This is a genomic window from Bacillus mexicanus (genome assembly GCF_050445615.1).
GTDB classification, from domain to species: Bacteria; Bacillota; Bacilli; order Bacillales; family Bacillaceae; genus Bacillus; species Bacillus mexicanus.
The window spans coordinates 72216-92707 of record NZ_JBCEYV010000001.1; the positions used below are offsets into that span (position 1 = coordinate 72216).

The 20492-nt window shown below is 44.9% G+C and carries 21 protein-coding genes and 1 other annotated feature (1 of these 22 only partly in view); of the genes, 16 read left to right on the forward strand and 5 right to left on the reverse strand.

The features are described from left to right. Positions 1-22 precede the first annotated feature (22 nt). On the forward strand, positions 23-1723 hold the full coding sequence (locus AAGG74_RS00490) for an NAD-dependent malic enzyme (RefSeq protein ID WP_429674218.1): 1701 nt from the start codon (positions 23-25) through the stop codon (positions 1721-1723). 50 nt (positions 1724-1773) lie between these two features. Here AAGG74_RS00490 and AAGG74_RS00495 read toward each other — a convergent pair whose 3' ends face one another. Then, positions 1774-2091 (reverse strand): PepSY domain-containing protein, encoded by a 318-nt coding sequence (locus AAGG74_RS00495; protein WP_429674219.1) that lies wholly within the window; start codon positions 2089-2091, stop codon positions 1774-1776. 157 nt (positions 2092-2248) lie between these two features. On the opposite strand from AAGG74_RS00495, the gene AAGG74_RS00500 reads away from it, so the two are divergent. Beyond that, positions 2249-3322: a M42 family metallopeptidase gene (locus tag AAGG74_RS00500; protein ID WP_162101143.1), complete on the forward strand. Its 1074-nt coding sequence runs from the start codon at positions 2249-2251 to the stop codon at positions 3320-3322. A 56-nt stretch (positions 3323-3378) separates the two neighbouring features. On the opposite strand, the gene AAGG74_RS00505 is transcribed toward AAGG74_RS00500, so the two are convergent. Continuing rightward, positions 3379-3825 (reverse strand): YtoQ family protein, encoded by a 447-nt coding sequence (locus AAGG74_RS00505; protein WP_162101142.1) that lies wholly within the window; start codon positions 3823-3825, stop codon positions 3379-3381. 79 nt (positions 3826-3904) lie between these two features. On the opposite strand from AAGG74_RS00505, the gene AAGG74_RS00510 reads away from it, so the two are divergent. The 13 genes from AAGG74_RS00510 (at position 3905) to motS (ending at position 15893) form a co-directional block, all read left to right on the forward strand. Continuing rightward, positions 3905-4021: a hypothetical protein gene (locus tag AAGG74_RS00510; protein WP_429675216.1), complete on the forward strand. Its 117-nt coding sequence runs from the start codon at positions 3905-3907 to the stop codon at positions 4019-4021. Between the two features lie 38 nt (positions 4022-4059). Next, positions 4060-4383 carry a thioredoxin family protein gene (locus AAGG74_RS00515; protein ID WP_162101141.1) on the forward strand — a complete coding sequence of 108 codons (324 nt, stop codon included), beginning with the start codon at positions 4060-4062 and terminating at the stop codon, positions 4381-4383. A 15-nt stretch (positions 4384-4398) separates the two neighbouring features. After that, positions 4399-5208 carry a DUF1444 domain-containing protein gene (locus tag AAGG74_RS00520; RefSeq protein WP_429674220.1) on the forward strand — a complete coding sequence of 270 codons (810 nt, stop codon included), beginning with the start codon at positions 4399-4401 and terminating at the stop codon, positions 5206-5208. A 15-nt stretch (positions 5209-5223) separates the two neighbouring features. Continuing rightward, entirely contained in the window at positions 5224-5829 is a 606-nt protein-coding gene (ytpR, locus tag AAGG74_RS00525; protein WP_429674221.1) for a YtpR family tRNA-binding protein, read from the forward strand. 158 nt (positions 5830-5987) lie between these two features. Then, positions 5988-8741, forward strand: a complete 2754-nt coding sequence (locus tag AAGG74_RS00530) for a DNA translocase FtsK (protein WP_429674222.1) — start codon at positions 5988-5990, stop codon at positions 8739-8741. A gap of 255 nt (positions 8742-8996) precedes the next feature. Continuing rightward, the gene (gene murC / locus AAGG74_RS00535) at positions 8997-10295 is read left to right on the forward strand and encodes a UDP-N-acetylmuramate--L-alanine ligase (RefSeq protein ID WP_429674223.1); all 1299 of its coding nucleotides are present in this window, start codon (positions 8997-8999) and stop codon (positions 10293-10295) included. Between the two features lie 160 nt (positions 10296-10455). Further along, positions 10456-10878: a DUF948 domain-containing protein gene (locus tag AAGG74_RS00540; protein WP_162101136.1), complete on the forward strand. Its 423-nt coding sequence runs from the start codon at positions 10456-10458 to the stop codon at positions 10876-10878. 28 nt (positions 10879-10906) lie between these two features. Continuing rightward, positions 10907-11362: a YtxH domain-containing protein gene (locus AAGG74_RS00545; RefSeq protein ID WP_162101135.1), complete on the forward strand. Its 456-nt coding sequence runs from the start codon at positions 10907-10909 to the stop codon at positions 11360-11362. A gap of 22 nt (positions 11363-11384) precedes the next feature. After that, on the forward strand, positions 11385-11711 hold the full coding sequence (ytxJ, locus tag AAGG74_RS00550) for a bacillithiol system redox-active protein YtxJ (protein WP_429674224.1): 327 nt from the start codon (positions 11385-11387) through the stop codon (positions 11709-11711). Positions 11712-11946: 235 nt separating this feature from the next. Beyond that, positions 11947-13023 carry a bifunctional 3-deoxy-7-phosphoheptulonate synthase/chorismate mutase gene (locus tag AAGG74_RS00555; protein WP_429674225.1) on the forward strand — a complete coding sequence of 359 codons (1077 nt, stop codon included), beginning with the start codon at positions 11947-11949 and terminating at the stop codon, positions 13021-13023. 273 nt (positions 13024-13296) lie between these two features. Beyond that, the gene (ccpA, locus tag AAGG74_RS00560; RefSeq protein ID WP_429674226.1) at positions 13297-14301 is read left to right on the forward strand and encodes a catabolite control protein A; all 1005 of its coding nucleotides are present in this window, start codon (positions 13297-13299) and stop codon (positions 14299-14301) included. Positions 14302-14365: 64 nt separating this feature from the next. After that, a complete protein-coding gene (gene motP, locus AAGG74_RS00565; protein ID WP_429674227.1) occupies positions 14366-15184 on the forward strand; it encodes a flagellar motor protein MotP in 819 nt (272 codons plus the stop codon). Next, positions 15174-15893, forward strand: coding sequence for a flagellar motor protein MotS (gene motS, locus AAGG74_RS00570; RefSeq protein ID WP_162101130.1), 720 nt, complete (start codon positions 15174-15176; stop codon positions 15891-15893). The genes motP and motS overlap by 11 nt, the downstream gene beginning before the upstream one ends. A gap of 9 nt (positions 15894-15902) precedes the next feature. On the opposite strand, the gene AAGG74_RS00575 is transcribed toward motS, so the two are convergent. From AAGG74_RS00575 to acuA, 3 genes are read right to left on the reverse strand one after another with little or no spacing between them, the layout of a single operon-like run. After that, positions 15903-17066: an acetoin utilization protein AcuC gene (locus tag AAGG74_RS00575; protein WP_429674228.1), complete on the reverse strand. Its 1164-nt coding sequence runs from the start codon at positions 17064-17066 to the stop codon at positions 15903-15905. After that, on the reverse strand, positions 17063-17707 hold the full coding sequence (locus tag AAGG74_RS00580; RefSeq protein ID WP_429674229.1) for an acetoin utilization AcuB family protein: 645 nt from the start codon (positions 17705-17707) through the stop codon (positions 17063-17065). The genes AAGG74_RS00575 and AAGG74_RS00580 overlap by 4 nt, the downstream gene beginning before the upstream one ends. Positions 17708-17733: 26 nt before the next feature. Then, on the reverse strand, positions 17734-18366 hold the full coding sequence (gene acuA / locus AAGG74_RS00585) for an acetoin utilization protein acetyltransferase AcuA (RefSeq protein ID WP_162101127.1): 633 nt from the start codon (positions 18364-18366) through the stop codon (positions 17734-17736). Between the two features lie 159 nt (positions 18367-18525). Here acuA and acsA point away from each other — a divergent pair, with 159 nt between their 5' ends. Further along, on the forward strand, positions 18526-20244 hold the full coding sequence (gene acsA, locus AAGG74_RS00590) for an acetate--CoA ligase (protein WP_429674230.1): 1719 nt from the start codon (positions 18526-18528) through the stop codon (positions 20242-20244). Positions 20245-20299: 55 nt separating this feature from the next. Beyond that, positions 20300-20492: a binding site (T-box leader), on the forward strand; it runs 45 nt beyond the window's last position.

Genomic DNA, 20492 nt, shown 5'->3' on the forward strand with positions numbered 1-20492 from the left:
TGCTCAGAAAGGAAGAGGCAGGGTGAAACAATTTAAAGTAACAAACGAAGGAGATATTCAAACAACATTAAGAGGCCTTGAAGTACTCTCTGTTCCTTTTTTGAACAAAGGTGTTGCTTTTACTGAAGGAGAAAGAAAAGAACTCGGTTTAAAAGGCTTTCTGCCGCCAAAGGTATTAACAATTGAAGATCAGGTGAAAAGAGCGTACGAACAATATTCCGCACAGCCTGATGATTTAAGTAAAAATGTTTATTTAACAGCGTTGCACGATCGGAATGAAACGCTGTTTTACCGCCTGTTAAACGACCATTTAGGGGAAATGCTACCGATTGTTTATACACCGACAGTTGGAACAGCAATCCAGAGATACAGCCATGAATACAGAAAGCCGAGAGGTCTCTATCTTTCAATTGATGACCCGGACGGTATGAAAGAAGCATTTAAACAGTATAAAGATCAGAGCGATACGATTGATTTAATTGTTGCCACTGATGCGGAAGGAATTTTAGGAATCGGTGACTGGGGCGTCGGAGGAATTGCGATTTCTATCGGCAAGCTGGCAGTTTATACGGCGGCTGCCGGCATTGATCCGAGCCGAGTGCTGGCTGTCGTTTTAGATGCGGGGACAAATCAGGAGAGCCTGTTAAACGACCCGCTTTATGTCGGCAACCAGCATTCCAGAGTGCGCGGGGAACGCTATGACCAATTCATTGATGATTATGTGGCGCTTGCGAGAGAAACATTTCCAAACGCATTGCTGCACTGGGAAGATTTCGGAGCGAAAAATGCGCGCAGCATTTTGAATCGCTATAAAGATAAAGTGTGTACGTTTAATGATGATATCCAAGGTACAGGCGCTGTTTCATTAGCAGCAGTCTTATCCTGTGCAAAAGCGTCTAAAGTACCGCTGAAAGATCACAGAGTCGTCGTATTCGGAGCGGGGACAGCAGGAATTGGAATTGCTGAACAGCTGCGGGAAGCATTCGTGCGCGAAGGAGTGAGTGAGGAAGAATCATACCGGCGCTTCTGGTGCATAGACCGAAATGGGCTGCTAACAGATGATATGGATCAGCTTCTTGATTTCCAGAAGCCTTATGCCCGTTCGGCTGATGAAGTGAAGGGTTATCAGCGGAACGGAGACGGCGGAGGCATTGATCTCCTTGAAGTGGTCCGGCAGGCGAAACCGACGATTCTGATTGGGACATCAACGGTTTCTGGCGCATTTACTGAAGAAGTTGTAAAAGAAATGGCTTCACATGTTAAACGTCCGGCAATTTTGCCGATGTCAAACCCGACAACACTCTCTGAAGCCAAACCGCAGGATTTACTCGAATGGACAGAAGGACGTGCGCTTATTACGACAGGAAGCCCGTTCCCGCCGGTAGAATATAACGGCGTCACATACCATATCGGTCAAGCGAACAATGCGCTTGTCTTTCCGGGTCTCGGGCTTGGAACAATTGTCACCAAATCAAAATTAATAACTGACGGCATGTTTGAAGCATGTGCCCGGGCGATCGCAAGCATGGTAAATGTCGGGGTGCCTGGTGCACCGATGCTCCCGAAAGTAGAAGATTTGCGGACTGTATCGGCAACCGTCGCAGTTGAAGTCGCTAAAACCGCAATCAAGGAAGGCGTCGCGGCGGAAGAACCTGAAGACATTATCCAGGCTGTGCAGGACGCGATGTGGTATCCGGTATACAAACCGATTCGCGCGATATAAAAAAAGAGCCGCTGCGTGGGCAGCGGCCTTTATTTTACGCTTGTCCGATGTTAAGAGGCAATTGTATCAATGACATCTACAATTTCTCCCGTTTTTGCATCCACCATGACTTCATACTGTTCTAATTCCCCGAAAGCTGATCGTGTAATGCCGGTTTTGTAGACCTGTACTGTTTCTCCGTTCACCTTGTAAGGCTCAGGCTGGGTGTAAATCCATGAACCGTCAATCGGCCCCCGCTGCTTAAAAGCGGATTTTACGATTCGAAGCGCTTTTTCTGACGAAATATAAGGTTTCATCACATATTGTTTCACAACTATAGCTGTACAAATGCCAAGTCCTGCTCCTAAAAGAAGATGACGCAATTTCAAAATAAAGCACCTCCTGATTGATTGTACTTTTCATTATACAGAAACCGCCAAATCGTGTTAAGCAATACGCGGCCGATGGAGCAGATTGAGTCTGGCGCTTGGAAAACTGCATTTTTTCTAATAAAATAAAAGGACTACATAGAAATGAGGGGAAAACATGAATCATGAAACGAAAACGCTTTTCCAAACACTGACGCAGCTTCCCGGCGCGCCGGGAAATGAACATCAGGTTCGTGCTTTTATGAGGCAAGAGCTTGCCAAGTATGCCGATGACATCGTTCAGGACAGACTGGGAAGTGTTTTCGGTGTCAGAAAAGGCGGCGAGGGCGCACCGAGAATTATGGTAGCCGGGCATATGGACGAAGTCGGCTTCATGGTCACATCTATCACAGACAATGGGCTGCTTAGGTTCCAGACGCTCGGAGGCTGGTGGAGCCAGGTGCTGCTTGCACAGCGAGTTGAAATTCAAACAGACAACGGGCCGGTTCCGGGAGTGATTTCCAGCATACCGCCGCATCTGCTGACAGATGCCCAGCGAAACCGCCCGATGGATATCAAAAACATGATGATTGATATTGGAGCGGATGATAAGGAAGACGCCATCAAAATCGGCATAAAACCAGGACAGCAAATCGTGCCTGTCTGTCCGTTTACAACGATGGCAAATGAAAAGAAAATTTTATCAAAAGCGTGGGATAATCGGTATGGATGCGGCTTGAGCATTGAGCTTTTGAAAGAATTGCATGGAAAAGAACTTCCGAACACACTCTACGCGGGTGCAACGGTTCAAGAGGAAGTTGGGCTGAGAGGCGCACAAACGGCTTCCCATATGATTAAACCCGACTTGTTTTTTGCGCTTGACGCCAGTCCGGCAAACGATATGAGCGGTGACAAAAATGAATTTGGCCAGCTTGGAAAAGGCTTTTTGCTTCGCATTCTTGACAGAACGACAGTCATGCACCGCGGAATGAGAGAATTTGTGCTTGATATGGCGGAAACACATGATATCCCATATCAATATTTTGTATCAGGCGGGGGAACAGATGCAGGCAGAGTTCATATTTCGAACAGCGGTGTTCCTTCAGCGGTGATCGGGATTTGTTCCCGCTATATTCATACGAATGCTTCTATCATTCATATTGACGACTATGCTGCTGCTAAAGAAATGCTCATTACATTAGTGACAGCCTGCGATAAGCAGACGGTGGATGCGATTAAGGAAAATATGTAGGAAGCCATAAAAGCTTGTTGAACAGGGCAGTAAGCCCGGATCAACAAGCTTTTTTCTCATTCTGCTTCAAATACATAGGACAGGGCCTTAATGGCTTGGTTCACGGTTTCAACCGTTATATTCGCTTTATTGGAAAGCTCTTTTAAAGGATGGTGGAGCGATTCCGGCCGGATCATAATTAAAGGTTTTCCTTTTGCGATCGCATATGATGCATCCATTGCCGTGTTCCATTGTTTGTATTTTTCGCCGAATAGGGCGATCACAACGTCTGCTTTATTCATCAGGACGGCTGTTCTGAAATTGTTCATGTCAGAGGCTTTGTCATCCTTCAAAACGGCACTTGGCTGAACACCCATGATTTCTTCACCGATATTGTCTGAGCGATCGTGATTTTCCATCGGGCCGACAAACGTAATCGGCAGCTTTAGTGATTTTGTTTTCTCTTTGATTTCCTCGCGCCAATTGCTGTGGATTTCTCCTGCTAAATAGACGATAAACTCCATCCTGAAAATCCCTCCTAATCTATATTCATCTGTAAATGTTGCCCTTATGTACACGATGTTAAACGAAACGAACTTGATAATGCAAATAAAATATGATAATGATAATGGGAAAGCCAATCTTACATATTCATACGTTGCATATAAGTGGTTTTGCCGCAAGCAGTTTGGTATGATCCAAATAGACAAGTATCGATAAACAACATGTAAGAACATAAACAACTGGAGGGATATAAAATGAAAAAAATCGAATCAACTCAAGAGCTGGAAAAAGCGGTAAAGGATGATTGGGCGGTCTTTATGTTTTCAGCCGACTGGTGCCCGGATTGCCGTTTCGTAGAGCCTTTTCTGCCTGAAGTGGAAGCGGACTTCCCTGAATTCACTTACTACTACGTAGATCGCGACAAATTCATCGATACGTGTGCAGAGTGGGAAATTTACGGAATTCCAAGCTTTGTCGTTTTTAATAAAGGAAAAGAAGTGAATCGTTTTGTGAGCAAAGACCGTAAAACGAAAGAAGAAATTGAACAGTTTTTAACTGACTCTCTCGCTAAAGCGTAAAGGAGGACATCCGGTTTGAAAATGACCTCAAGGAAGCTGTCAGATATTCTGAAACAGCGCCTTCAGCACGAGAATCGCTTCTTTCTGTTTGACAGAGAAAAAGATACCCTCCGTGTTGAGGATCAAACGACGAAAAAAGGAATTACGCTCGACCTGCCGCCGATCATTGCAAAATGGGAACTGAAAAAAGATGAAGCCATCGATGAGATTGTGTACTATGTCTCCGAAGCGATGACGGCAATGGAAGGGAAGGCTCAGGAAATGACCGGAAAAGAAAGCCGCATTTACCCGGTCATACGCTCAACTTCTTTTCCGGATAAATCCAGCGAAGATATTCCGCTCATTTATGACGATCATACCGCAGAGACAAGAATTTATTACGCGCTTGATCTCGGGAAAACCTACCGTTTAATTGACCAGCGCATGCTTGAGAAAGAAAACTGGACAAAAGAGCGGATCAGAGAGACGGCTGCATTTAATCTCCGCTCTCTGCCGGCGGTTGTCAAAGAGGATACAGTAGCCGGCAATTACTTTTACTTTTTCAGGGCGAACGACGGTTATGACGCCAGCCGGATTTTAAACGAAGCGATTTTAAATGAGTACAAGCAGCGTGCAGAAGGTGAGCTGGCGATCTCTGTTCCGCATCAGGACGTTCTGATTCTTGCTGACATCCGTAATGAATCGGGGTATGATATTCTAGGACAAATGTCGATGAGCTTCTTTGCCGGCGGCACCGTTCCGATTACCGCCCTTTCATTTTTGTACAATGAAGGAAAGCTGGAACCGGTGTTTATTCTGGCGAAAAGCCGTCCGAAAAAGGATTAGAAAGGATTTTTACTTATGAACGCTTTTTATAATAAAGAAGGTGTGGGAGACACGCTCCTGATCTCACTTCAAGATGTGGCACGCGAACAAATTGGCTATGAAACATACGGCGATGTCGTCAAAATTTTTAATAACGAGACAAAGGAAACAACGGGTTTCAACATTTTCAATGCGTCTTCTTACTTGACCATTGATGAAAACGGCCCTGTTGAGCTCTCAGAAACATTTGTGCAGGATGTGAATGAGATTCTAAGCAGAAACGGCGCAGAAGAGACATTAGTCGTTGATTTATCTCCGAAGTTTGTTGTCGGATATGTGGAGTCAAAAGAAAAACATCCGAATGCGGATAAGCTGAGTGTATGTAAAGTCAATGTAGGAGAAGAAACGCTCCAGATCGTCTGCGGCGCACCTAACGTTGACCAAGGTCAGAAAGTTGTCGTTGCCAAAGTGGGCGCTGTGATGCCGAGCGGGCTTGTCATTAAGGATGCAGAGCTTCGCGGCGTTCCGTCAAGCGGAATGATCTGCTCAGCAAAAGAGCTCGCTTTGCCGGATGCCCCAGCTGAAAAAGGAATTCTTGTATTAGAAGGAGACCATAAGGCGGGAGAGGCATTTCAGTTTTAGACTCCCATAAACCCGTTTAAAAAAACGAATCATCTAAAAAGCCGCTAAGCCTTTGTTTAGCGGCTTTGTTTTGCTGAAAGCTTAATCTTTTCTGGGCAGACCAGCAGTGGTATACTAAAAAACGTCCCAGAAAACTATAAGGGAGTTAGAGATAAATTATGAGTTGGCTTCATAAATTTTTTGATTTGTTTTTAGGCGAAAGTGAAAAGGATAATGAACAGGAGACAAAAACCGCTCAAATTCCGCAGCAGCAAGAGACACATCATTCTGAAGGACAAGTAAAAAGATTGGAAGATCCTAAAATATATTATGAATATCCAAAAGGCAAATTCCGTTTTCCAATCGTGCCTGACGGATATAAAAATCAAGATTTAAAAAGGCGCCGCGCACCATCGGATGAACCGAAACCCGCAACTCGTCCCAGCGCTGCACCATACAGAGAACGATCCAAAGATGTAAAAGAGCAACATACATATCAAACATCTGAACCGGCGAAGAAACCGTTTAAACCGACAAATATTCCTTCGCCTATATATGGATTCAATCAAAAACCATCCGTCAAAAAGGAACAGCCTTCTGAAGCAATGAAGGTGCAGGACAAATCTGTAAAAGAGAAAGTAACATTGCTGTCCGAAGAGATCGAACGTGAACACGGCTATACTGCTTCAGACAGACCGAAGCAGGACATGAAAGAAGAACGTTTCTTCCCGGATAATCAATTCGAAGAGCAGCCTTCTCGCGTTTCAAATGGAACGGCAGCAGAGCATGATGAAATGCTGACACAGCACCCGGCAGACGAGCCATTAGATAAGAGAGTTCCGGCTGCTGACGACGTTCAGCAGCCGGAACAAGAGGAACCTTTCTTCCGGGCAGGACAAACTGAAGAGCAGGCAGAACCTGAGATGCTGACAGATCAGGTGACTGAGGCGCAAGAAGACCTTTTAAGCCGTGTTGCAGAAGAACAAAAGGAACTGCAGCCAGAGGAAGTAGAAGAATCTGGTTTTCGCGCTGAACATGATGAAGAGCATCCAGCACCTGAGTCTTTGACAGAGGCGTTGTCTAGGGCTGAAGTGTCAGAAGAACGGTCAGACAGCTCTGTAAACAATCAGCACGAAATCGCAGCAGCTGAGGCTTCAGCTGTTCAAGAAGAACAAACAGACGAGCCTTCTTTATTTACTGATGATGAGCTTTCACGATCTGAAGCCCTGGCTCAAGCAGAAACGGATGCCATAGAATCAGACGAGCCATTAGACAGCATAATAAATAATCAGCACGACAGTCCGGAAGAAGCTGTTCAGCCTGACAGTCTGGAGCAAGAGTTTTCTGAAGCCGATGCAAACCGGCAGGAAACATATGAGACGATAAAGGAACCGCAAAAAAGGCCTGCCATGCAGGAAAAACGGACTGAACGAAGCACATCAACTCAAAAAGGGCCATCCGTTCCTTTTAATGTTATGATGCTGAAAAGAGATACACATAAACAGCAAAAAGCTGAAGATCGCCGCGGCAGCTATGTGTTTCCAAATGTTTCCCTGCTTGATGTTCCGCCGGCGCAAGTTCAGGACGATACAGAGTGGATCGAGGAACAGCGTCAGCTTCTTGACTTGACGCTGAAAAATTTCAATGTCCGCGCCAATGTAGTCCATGTGACTCAGGGGCCGTCTGTCACGAGATTTGAAGTGCATCCTGAACCAGGCGTAAAGGTGAATAAAATCACCAACTTATCTGATGATATTAAACTCAGCCTGTCTGCAAGAGATATTCGGATTGAAGCGCCGATTCCGGGGAAAAACACGATCGGAATAGAAGTGCCGAACCGTACGAGCAAGATGGTTGATTTGCGTCAGATGATTCGCAGTTCAGCTTTCAGGACAAGCAAGTCGCCGCTCACGGCTGCCCTGGGACTGGATATCTCGGGAAACCCTGTCGTTATCGACTTAAAGAAAATGCCGCATGGCTTGATTGCCGGTGCAACGGGCTCGGGAAAAAGCGTATGCATCAATACAATGTTAGTCAGCCTGCTTTATAAAGCTGACCCGAGTGAGGTAAAGGTGCTGCTGATTGATCCGAAAATGGTAGAGCTTGCCCCTTACAACAAAATTCCTCATCTCGTGAGCCCAGTTATTACGGACGCTAAAGCGGCTACTGCTGCTTTAAAATGGACGGTTGAGGAAATGGAGCGGCGCTATGAGCTGTTTGCCCATTCCGGCGTACGCGATATTGACCGCTTTAATCAATTAACAGCCGATCATCAGACAGGTGAAAAGCTGCCTTATTTAGTTGTGGTAATTGATGAGCTTGCTGATTTGATGATGGTGGCTCCGAATGATGTCGAAGAGAGCATTGCGAGGATTGCCCAAAAAGCCAGAGCCTGCGGAATCCATCTGCTCGTTGCGACTCAGCGGCCGTCAGTCGATGTCATTACTGGTCTGATTAAGGCGAATATCCCGACGAGAATTGCATTTTCTGTTTCGAGTCAGGTTGATTCCCGAACGATTATTGACATTGCCGGTGCGGAAAAGCTTCTCGGAAAAGGAGACATGCTCTTTTTAGAAAACGGCTCGGGAAAACCGGTCCGTCTGCAAGGTAATTTTGTGTCAGACCGTGAAATCGACCGGGTTGTTTCCCATGTTAGAGCCCAAATGCCGCCAACCTATTTATTTGAACAAGAAGAGCTTGTGAGACAAGGATCAGCCTTGAAAGAAGAGGATGAACTGTTTGACGAAGCGTGTGAGTTTGTTGTTGAGCAAAACAGCGCGAGTACTTCAAGCCTGCAAAGAAGATTCAGAATCGGATATAATCGTGCGGCAAGGCTGATTGATATGATGGAAGCGGAAGGCATGATCTCGGAGGCAAAAGGAAGCAAGCCGCGGGAGGTCCTGATCACAGCAAGTGATTTAATAAACGAATAATATTGGGTTCATTTTCACATTAAACATGGTATGATAGTGTTTAGAGCATTTAACTGCTATGCTATTTCGCTTCACAGCAGATACGCATAGACAAATCTTGATATTCAGGTTTAATCAGAAAGAAATAACCGGATACTGAACATAACAAAACATATAAAAATACGCCGCTAGGGGTGCTTTTCAGCCGCCGCGGTCGCAAATTGAAATGAGCGTCATATACTGGGGAACAGATAGACGTTTGTTGGAGGTACAATTATGACTGTTTATCATTTTGTTGGAATAAAAGGGACCGGTATGAGTCCGCTTGCCCAAATACTTCATGATAATGGATATACTGTCCAAGGATCGGATATCGAAAAATTTATTTTTACGCAAACAGCGCTTGAAAAAAGAAATATTACAATCCTTCCTTTTAGCGCAGATAATATCAAACCTGGCATGACAGTTATCGCTGGAAACGCATTCCCAGACACGCATCCTGAAATTGAAAAAGCTATGTCTGACGGAATTCCGGTGATACGTTATCATAAGTTTTTAGGCGACTACATGAAAAAATTCACGAGTGTTGCCGTTACGGGCGCACACGGCAAAACGTCGACTACGGGTTTGCTGGCTCATGTGATACAAAACGCAAAACCGACGTCTTTTTTAATCGGGGACGGAACAGGCCAAGGAAATGAAAACAGCGAATACTTTGTGTTTGAAGCGTGCGAATACCGCCGCCATTTCTTAAGCTATCAGCCAGACTACGCGATCATGACGAATATTGATTTTGACCATCCTGATTACTTCTCAAGCATTGACGATGTGTTTGACGCTTTCCAAGAGATGGCTCTGCAAGTCAACAAAGGCATTATCGCCTGCGGAGACGATGAGCATCTTCCGAAAATCCATGCGAACGTCCCGGTTGTGTATTACGGAACTGGGGAAGAAAATGATTTTCAAGCCAGAAACATCGTAAAAAGCACGGAAGGGACAACTTTCGATGTGTTTGTCCGCAATACATTCTATGACACGTTTTATATTCCGGCGTACGGCAACCACAATGTGTTAAACTCATTGGCGGTCATTGCGTTATGCCATTATGAAGAGATTGACTCGAGCATCATTAAACATGCCCTCAAATCATTTGGCGGCGTTCAACGAAGATTCAATGAGAAACAGCTCGGAAATCAAGTGTTAATTGATGACTACGCTCATCACCCGACAGAAATAAAGGTAACGATTGAGGCGGCAAGACAGAAATACCCCGATCGTGAAATCGTTGCTGTATTTCAGCCTCATACTTTCACACGCACGCAGCAATTCCTTGACGAATTCGCTGAAAGCCTAAGCGGAGCTGACTGTGTGTATTTATGCGATATTTTCGGTTCAGCACGGGAAAATGCAGGAAAGCTGACGATCGGAGACCTGCAGGGAAAAATCCATCATGCAAAGCTGATTGAAGAAGATGATACATCTGTTTTAAAAGCTCATGAAAAAGCCGTTCTCATCTTTATGGGGGCAGGAGATATCCAAAAATATATGAGAGCCTACGAAAACGTCATGGCATAATAAAAAGCAGTGTTTTCACTGCTTTTTATTTATCTGATGAAAACCTTGATAAAGGATTTTCTTACATAATGGAGAATAATATGTATACAGCCCAATACACATGTTTATGATTTAAGCAAACGGGTAAACAGCAGTATATCCTGCAGCAAGGAGGTTTGAGATGATTATAATTCTTTACTTAAGCGTTGCACTTATCGCAGTCGCATTTCTAGTATTAGTGATCTACTTGTCTAAAACACTGAAGTCACTGCAGCTGACTCTGAAAAATGTCGCATCCACTCTCGAAGGGCTGGAGGGACAAATGAAAGGCATCACAATTGAAACAGCTGAGCTTTTACATAAGACAAACCGCTTGGCTGAAGATATCCAAGAAAAATCTGAAAAGCTGAATACGGTCGTTCATGCTGTTCAAGGGGTGGGAACTTCTGTACAGCAGTTCAATACATCTATGAAACAGGCGGCAGGGTCTGTATCAGCATCAGTGAGGGAAAACCAAGACAAGATCAATCAAGTTGTCACATGGAGTCAAGCAGCAATGGAAATTTGGGAGAAATGGAAGCAAAAGAAAAAATCAGCTTTGTAAGAGAAAAATATGATAAGGAGGAATAAGGATGAGTAAAGATGGAATGAATAGTAAAGACTTTTTAATCGGAACATTAGTCGGGGGAATCGTCGGTGCCGCAACCGCTCTTTTTCTAGCGCCTAAATCAGGCAAAGAACTTCGCGACGATCTTGGCAGTCAAGCTGTAGCTTTGCGTGACAAAACCGACAAAATGACAGCAGATGCGAAGGAAAAAGGCACGCAATATGTCAGCATTGCAAAAGATAAAACATCTAACATCACACAGCTTGTAGCAGATCAGTCAGGGCAGATCATGAACAAGGTCAAGGATTTAAGAGACCGTTCCAAATCAGGAAAAACGGATTCATCGACTGCCATGCAAGATATGAGAGAAGAAGCAATGCAGGCTGCCGACGAAACAAAAGACCAAGTTCTCCAAAAGAAAGAAGATGTAAAAGACGAACTGAAAGATGCAAAAAAACAGGCTGAGCATATCAATCGCTAAGCAGGAAGGAAGAGCTTGAATCATGGCAAAACAGCTCATTCAATCTGAGGAAGAATTCAAACGGATTGCAGGACAGGAAGGCAGCTTCGTCTTCTTTAAACACAGTATGACATGTCCGATCAGCCAGGCGGCATTCCAAGAATTCGATGCCTTTGCAAATCAGCATGAGGATGTGCGGGCTTACTATCTGCAAGTGCAAAATGCCCGGCCGCTGTCAAATTTCATCGCAGAAACATATGGCGTAAAGCACGAAAGCCCTCAGGTTTTTGTTATCGAAAACGGTGAAGTGAAGTGGCATACCTCACATTCACAAATTACAGAAGCGGCCATTGAGCAGCATTTATCATAGAAAAGAGCGTCCAGATATATTCTGGCGCTTTTTTTTTGAAAAAAACCTTGAACATTACCCTCACATCATGTAGGATAATTTCATAGATTACTTTATCACTTAAAAGCGTTTGGGTAATAAAGTGAAGTTTTTATAAAATTTTTTGTATTTCAGTATTTCCATTTGGAATTACTTATAGTAAGATGCATGATAACCACAAAATACAAATTGAATGTGCAGGGAGAGGATGAAAAAAATGAGCAACACAGAGTTAGACCTACTAAGGCAGAAAGCAGACGGATTAAACCTACAAATTCTAAAATTAATCAACGAACGCGGCAATGTTGTGAAAGAGATTGGTAAAGCGAAGGAAGCGCAGGGTGTTAACCGGTTTGATCCTGTCAGAGAACGCACAATGTTAAACAATATCATTGAAAACAATAACGGCCCGTTCGAAAATTCTACCATCCAGCACATTTTTAAAGAAATATTCAAAGCAGGTTTAGAGCTTCAGGAAGAAGATCACAGCAAAGCGCTGCTTGTCTCCCGTAAGAAAAAACCGGAAGATACAATCGTAGATATCAAAGGTGAAAAAATTGGAGACGGCCAGCAAAGATTCATTGTTGGCCCATGTGCGGTAGAGAGCTACGAGCAGGTGGCTGAAGTGGCGGCAGCTGCGAAAAAACAAGGAATTAAAATATTGCGCGGGGGAGCCTTTAAGCCTCGTACGAGCCCATACGATTTCCAAGGGCTTGGTGTTGAAGGCCTTCAAATCTTAAAACGTGTAGCGGACGAATTTGATTTGGCGGTGATCAGTGAAATCGTAACGCCGGCTCATATCGAAGAAGCGCTGGACTACATTGATGTCATTCAAATCGGAGCGCGCAACATGCAAAACTTCGAGTTGCTGAAAGCAGCTGGTGCAGTGAAAAAACCAGTGCTTCTGAAGCGAGGGCTTGCTGCAACAATCTCTGAATTTGTCAATGCTGCTGAATACATCATGTCACAAGGAAACGATCAAATTATCCTTTGTGAACGCGGAATCAGAACATACGAAACAGCGACGAGAAACACATTGGATATTTCCGCTGTGCCGATTCTGAAACAAGAAACACATTTGCCGGTCTTTGTTGATGTGACACATTCAACTGGCCGCCGCGACCTCTTGCTTCCGACAGCTAAAGCTGCTTTAGCGATTGGCGCAGATGGCGTAATGGCTGAGGTTCACCCGGATCCATCAGTTGCGCTTTCTGACTCTGCTCAGCAAATGGCGATTCCTGAATTCGAAAAATGGTTGGATGAACTGAAACCTATGGTGAAAGTCAATGCTTAATTGACCTTTAAAAGGCCGCATCTGCGGTCTTTTTTTATGCTTTCTTGTTTAATTAGTTATAAAATCTACGTATACGTTTTCATCATCTATAAAAACGTGTATAATTTCATGAGAAGTATTTAAATTTGAGGAATAATGAAAAATAATGTAAACTACTGACTTACGCTTACAAATCATAAACGACATAAATTCGGACGTTATGACATTTCTCTACATAAAGTGTTTATGCTATAGATAAAGATAAGTGTATCCAGTAAAAGGAGTGGTTTTAGGATGAGCAATATTACGATCTACGATGTAGCGAGAGAAGCGAATGTAAGCATGGCAACTGTTTCCCGTGTCGTGAACGGCAACCCGAATGTAAAACCGACAACGCGGAAAAAAGTCTTGGAAGCCATTGACCGTCTCGGCTACCGTCCAAACGCGGTGGCAAGAGGGCTGGCAAGCAAAAAAACAACAACTGTAGGTGTCATCATTCCCGATATCTCAAGCATTTTCTATTCAGAGCTTGCGCGCGGAATTGAAGATATCGCAACAATGTATAAATACAATATTATTTTGAGTAACTCTGACCAAAATACAGAGAAAGAGCGGCACCTTTTAAATACAATGCTCGGCAAGCAAGTGGACGGCATCGTGTTTATGGGAGGGAACATTACGGACGAGCATGTGGCGGAATTCAAGCGTTCTCCAGTGCCAATTGTGCTTGCCGCTTCTGTAGAAGAGCAGGGGGAAACACCGTCGGTTGCGATCGATTACGAACAGGCGATTTATGATGCTGTGAAGCTATTGGTTGATAAAGGGCACACAGATATCGCATTCGTTTCCGGGCCAATGACAGAACCGATCAATCGCTCGAAAAAACTGCAAGGCTACAAACGTGCGCTTGAAGAAACAAACCTTCCTTTTAATGAGCAGTTTATCGCTGAAGGGGATTACACATATGATTCCGGCCTTGAAGCACTTCAGCATTTGATGAGTCTGGACAAAAAACCGACAGCCATTCTTTCTGCAACTGATGAAATGGCGCTCGGCATTATCCATGCGGCTCAGGATCAAGGCTTATCTATTCCTGAAGATCTTGAGATTATTGGCTTTGATAATACGAGATTAAGCCTCATGGTTCGTCCGCAGCTTACAACCGTTGTTCAGCCGACGTATGATATAGGCGCCGTCGCGATGAGATTGCTGACAAAGCTCATGAATAAAGAGCCTGTTGAAGAGCACATCGTCGAACTGCCGCACCGTATAGAGCTAAGAAAGTCAACCAAGTCATAAGAAAAACAAGAGAGCAAGCTTCACCTCTAAGGGTGAATTCTTGCTTTTTTCATGGGGAGAAATGATGAAACGATTTGATTATCTTACACCTGTTGGTTTTGTACTAGGAATGATTATGATTGTTATCGGGATTATCTCAGGGTCGGGAGTAAGCGGTTTCCGCTCATTTCTTGATCTGACCTCTTTCTTTATCGTAACAGGAGGACTATGCGCCGCTATTTTTATCAGCTTTCCGCCGAGAGAGCTGAAAAAAACGCCCTCTGTATTAAAGCAGGCATTTATCCGAAAGGAAGACGATGTGAAAGACCTTGTGAAAACCTTTGTTTCTCTATCTGATCATGCACGTAAGCACGGGCTTCTCTCATTGGATGATCAGGCTCGGGGAATCAGAGATCCTTTCTTAAAAAAGGGACTGCTTTTAGCAATTGACGGCTGGGATGAAGAAACGATTCGGCTCGTTATGGATTCAGAAGTCGCAGCAATGGAGGAGCGTCACCGAAAAGGGCGGCGGGTGTTTGAAAAAGCGGGAGAATTCGCTCCGGCATGGGGAATGATCGGAACACTCGTCGGACTGGTGCTGATGCTCAAAAATTTAAATGATCCGCAAATGCTTGGACCGAATATGGCTGTTGCGCTTCTGACAACCTTGTATGGTTCATTGCTGGCAAACATGGTATTCAACCCGATTGCTGCTAAGCTCGAAGAAAAAACAGAAAGTGAAATCTTCATCAAGCAGGTAATGGTGGAAGGCATTATTGGAATTCAATCCGGAAAAAACCCGCGCAATCTCGAAAGCCAGCTCGTCGTTTTCAGCTCTCGGGAAGAATGGAAAAAGAATCCAAATCAAGCGAAAACAAAAAAGGGATCTATACATGAAGCTTAGAAGAGAAAGAAGGAATGGAAGCGGGAAAAACAGCCAATCTTCATCAAGCTGGATTGTGACCTTTTCAGATTTAATCACCTTGATCCTTGTGTTCTTTATTTTACTTTTTTCTATGTCCCAAATCGATCTGCAAAAATTTAAAGCGGCAGTTCATTCAATCCAAAAGGAAGACGGCGGGCATCAGCCGGACCAAACCTCCAAAGTAAAAAAGGATGCCTCGCCAGCTGATGAGAAGAAGAAGGAAGATCAGCAGGATCAGCTATTCAAGAAAGTAAATACATACATAAAAGACAACCATTTGAATGCCCAAATGACAGCCAAACGGGATGAACGCGGGGTGGTGCTCGTGCTCCAGGAGGCTGTGCTGTTTGATTCAGGCGAGGCAAAAGTGCTGAAAAATGCCGAATCACTTCTTCACCAAATCGCTGTTCTTCTTCAAGCCCTTCCTAACGACATTCAAGTGGAAGGCCATACAGACAGCCGCAACATTTCAACATACCGATATCCGTCTAACTGGGAACTGTCAGCAGCGCGGGCGAGCGGAGTTATTCAATATTTCACGTCAAAAGAGAAACTTCCTTCGAAGCGTCTTATCGCTGTCGGCTATGCGGATACAAAACCTGTAAAGGATAACAAGACAAACGAACATATGAAGGAAAACCGGCGTGTGGAAATTGTCATCAAGAAATCAAAAACGACCTCTTCGTGAAGGTCGTTTTTATGTTGTTCTTTGCCTCTCAGATCGTATCGCATATAATGCTTTGCTGACGGTTTGCGCATTTTTTTCTGTGATTTCTGGCTTGCGTGGAATCGGAGGATATAAATTGGCAGGATCGCTCCAGCTGGACGGCAGGGTGACGGGGCACTGTTTTTGCCATTTAGCGGTCCATTCCGCTGGGATGTCGTCTCCCGGATCTATCCCTTTCATTTCAAGCCATATTCTGGCCCAGGCGCGGGGCACAACACGCCAAATATCATAGCCGCCGCCGCCGACTGCGATCCATTTACCTCCGCAATATTGATGTGCTAAAGTGTGTGCAAGCCGGGGGATTTCTTTGTATATGCTGATTGTTGCAGATAGATGTGTTAGCGGGTCATAGTAATGGGCATCTGCGCCATTTTGGCTGATAATAACATCAGGCTGAAAATAAGCGGCGACTTCGGCAGCTGCTGTCTCGTAAGCCTCAAGAAAGGAATCATCCTCTGTAAAAGCATCAAGCGGGATATTAAAGGAATAGCCATAACCTTTTCCGCTCCCTTTTTCCTGAATCTGACCGGTGCCAGGAAATAAATACCTTCCTGTTTCATGAATGGATAGCGTGCATACATTGGGGTTATCGTAGAACGTAAATTGCACACCGTCCCCGTGGTGGGCGTCCGTATCAATATAAAGCACTTTGGCCCTGTATTTTTTCTGGATATATTGAATCGCCACAGCACTGTCGTTGTATATGCAAAACCCCGATCCCCTCCCCCGAAAGCCGTGATGAAGGCCTCCCCCAAGGTTGGCGGCGTGCTGGGCTCGTCCTGACATCACCCAGTCTGCGGCCGTTAAGGTACCGCCGACTAAAAGTGATGCAGCTTCGTGCATGCCGGCAAAGACAGGTGTATCCTCTGTGCCGAGCCCGTAGCTTTCTCCTTCTTCAACTGGAAGTTTTCCTGCGCCCGCAAGTTTGACAGCCTGAATGTAATCTTCCGTATGGACAAGGGCAAGCTCCTCTTCTTTTGCTAGTCTGGGACTGACAATATCTCCATCATCAAAGGCTTTGATCGTCTTGAGCAAATCGTATGTTAACAGAACCCGCTGTTGGTTAAATGGGTGTTCCTGGTGAAACATATAGGTTTGATAAGATGGAGAATAGATAAACACACTGTCTCTCATAGCAGGTCCCTTTGCTCTGACGGCCATAAGACGTGATGCCTTTTTCTTTGTAATGCCTGCAAAAATGGCAGCGGATTCATCATTTTCACACGAAAGACAAGCACTTTTACCTCGGGTTCCTCATGGGGATAGACAAGCACGCTGAGTATCTTCACTTGGAGATCTTGGCAGAGGCTGCTGATTTCTGAGAGGCTTTTTGTGATGTCGTTTACTTTTATTTCGATTTGCGAGCCCGGCTGGTCAGCACCTGTCAATTTGACAAATGTCCGCAGCAAATCGGTTTTCGTCAAAATCCCTATTAATTTTTGATGCTGCACCACTGGAAGACAGCCGATGCCATGCTCGTAGAAGACGGCAGATATTTCTTCGACAAAATCAAGCGGATGGGCGCAGACGACATCTGTTTTCATAATTGAATCTACGTTTCGTGTGAGAAATCGGCTTCGTTTGTTTTCTTCAAAAATGCTGGGACTGGCCTGTTTCATGTCTCTGTCGGTAACCATTCCGATTACACAGCGGTCTTCATCAACAACAGGCAGATGCCTGATATGAAATTCCTTCAGCTTGCATATGGCTGTTTCAAGCGTATCGGTCTTCGTTAATGTAATGACATCCTTTTTCATGATTTGCTCAACAATCATTATTTTTTCCCCTTTGTCAGTGTCATTTAATACATAAAACGATGATAAAAACGAAGCCTGTCAAATTGTTCAATTGATTCTTGGCTGACGTTTTTACCGATGCGTGCCATCAGACAGTTTGCAGGGTGGGAGCTGATTTCCGGCTCATCTGTGGCGAACCAGACCAATCCGCCTGCGTTCATCATCTTCTCCATCAGCTTCCTGTATTCCCACACATCTTTTTTCATCCCTTTTAAATCCCAATGCCAATAATATTCTGTTGTCATGACAATATAGTTTTCCATTTGTTCATCCATCATGCTGACGGTCAGAAGCGTCTTGCCGACAGACCATCCCCGATAAGCCGGCGCCACTTCAATGGCTCCGAGTTCAAGCAAATCCTCCATATTTCCCTCAGACCACCTTTCGAGCGGGTCGGGATATAAATACGTCACATAGCCGATAATGGTTTGGTTGTCTCTGGCAATGATAATGCGACCTTCGGGAAGGCCGGCAATGTCGACTAGCGCTTCATGCTGCTCGCGGGGCGGGCGAAATGCGGTTAAATCATGATGAAACTCGTAACCTGCCAAATCTTTTGGAGAGACAGGCCCTTCTATCAGTAAGGAGCCGGCTGCTGTTTTGATGTTTGCTGAATGGTATGTTTTATGATGTTCCACTGATCCACCGTCCCATCAATTCTTGTGAAAATATGTGTCTTCTTTAAGAATAACAAAATATAAAACGTTTTCAATACGGTTTATATTTTAAAAATTGAGAAGAGTGTGAATTTATACTATAATAATTGTGACAACTTCAGCAAAGGGGGATGTTTGGGCATGACTTTGAAAGCGTTACCGGCAGTGGAAGGGGATCATCATTTAAAAAATTATGAAGAAACGTACCGGCATTTTGATTGGGCAGAGGCAGAGAAACATTTCTCCTGGCATGAGACAGGAAAACTGAATGCGGCTTATGAAGCGATTGACCGCCATGCCGAATCGTTTCGAAAAAACAAAGTAGCGCTTTATTATAAAGACGCAAACCGGAATGAAAAATACACATTTAAAGAAATGAAGGAAGAATCTAACAAAGCTGGGAACGTGCTGAAACGGTCTGGAAATGTGGAAAAAGGGGACCGCGTTTTTATTTTTATGCCGAGATCACCCGAGCTTTATTTTATTATGCTTGGCGCCATCAAAATTGGCGCCATCGCCGGACCGCTGTTTGAAGCATTTATGGAGGGAGCTGTAAAGGACCGGCTTGAAAACAGCGAAGCGAAGGTTGTTGTCACAACGCCTGAACTGCTGAAGAGAATACCGGCCGACAAACTGCCTCACTTACAGCATATATTCGTAGTCGGTGAAGGGTCTCAAAGCGGCGCAAACATCATTCATTATGACGAAGCGGCAAAACAGGAGAGCACAAGGCTGGATATCGAATGGATGGACAAAAAAGACGGCTTTCTGCTTCACTATACATCAGGTTCCACTGGAACGCCAAAGGGTGTGCTTCATGTCCATGAAGCGATGGTACAGCAATATCAGACAGGAAAATGGGTCCTTGATTTAAAGGAAGAAGACATTTACTGGTGCACAGCTGATCCAGGCTGGGTGACAGGTACGGTATACGGCATTTTTGCCCCGTGGCTAAACGGGGCGACAAATGTGATCGTCGGCGGCCGTTTCAGTCCGGAAAGCTGGTATGGAACGATTGAACAGCTAGGCGTCAGCGTCTGGTACAGCGCACCGACTGCGTTTCGAATGCTGATGGGAGCAGGAGATGAGATGGCTGCGAAATATGATTTAACGTCACTTAGGCATGTGCTCAGTGTTGGGGAGCCGTTAAATCCAGAAGTCATCAGATGGGGACACAAAGTCTTTAACAAACGAATTCATGATACATGGTGGATGACAGAAACGGGCAGCCAGCTCATCTGCAACTATCCTTGCATGGATATTAAACCGGGATCAATGGGTAAGCCCATTCCCGGTGTAGAGGCGGCAATTGTTGACAATCAGGGCAACGAGCTTCCGCCGTACCGAATGGGCAATCTCGCCATCAAAAAGGGCTGGCCTTCCATGATGCACACCATTTGGAATAACCCTGAAAAGTACGAATCATATTTCATGCCGGGCGGCTGGTATGTGTCTGGCGATTCTGCCTACATGGATGATGAGGGGTATTTCTGGTTTCAAGGCAGAGTCGATGATGTCATCATGACTTCCGGTGAACGCGTCGGTCCATTCGAAGTGGAAAGCAAGCTTGTCGAACATCCGGCCATTGCAGAAGCAGGTGTGATCGGAAAGCCCGATCCGGTGCGGGGAGAAATCATTAAAGCCTTCATCGCACTCAGAGAAGGATTTGAGCCGTCTGATCAGCTGAAAGAAGAGATCCGCCTCTTTGTGAAGCAGGGTCTCGCAGCCCATGCGGCTCCGCGTGAGATTGAATTTAAAGATAAGCTTCCGAAAACCCGGAGCGGCAAAATTATGAGACGTGTGCTGAAGGCGTGGGAGCTCGATCTGCCGGCTGGGGATCTATCGACGATGGAGGATTAAAAAGGCGGCGTTGACACGGAATTTTATTTATGTTAAAAATGATATAGCTTCATATGAAAAGGTAAAGATTGAGACAAGTAGGATATCCTTACGTTCCAGAGAGCTGATGGCCGGTGAAAATCAGTACAGACGGATATATCGAATACACTCATGAACCGCTTTTGCAAACAAAGCCGGCCAGGCTTTCAGTAGTGAAAGAACGGACCTGATCCGTTATCAGGCAAAGTGATAAGGCGAATGTTTTACGT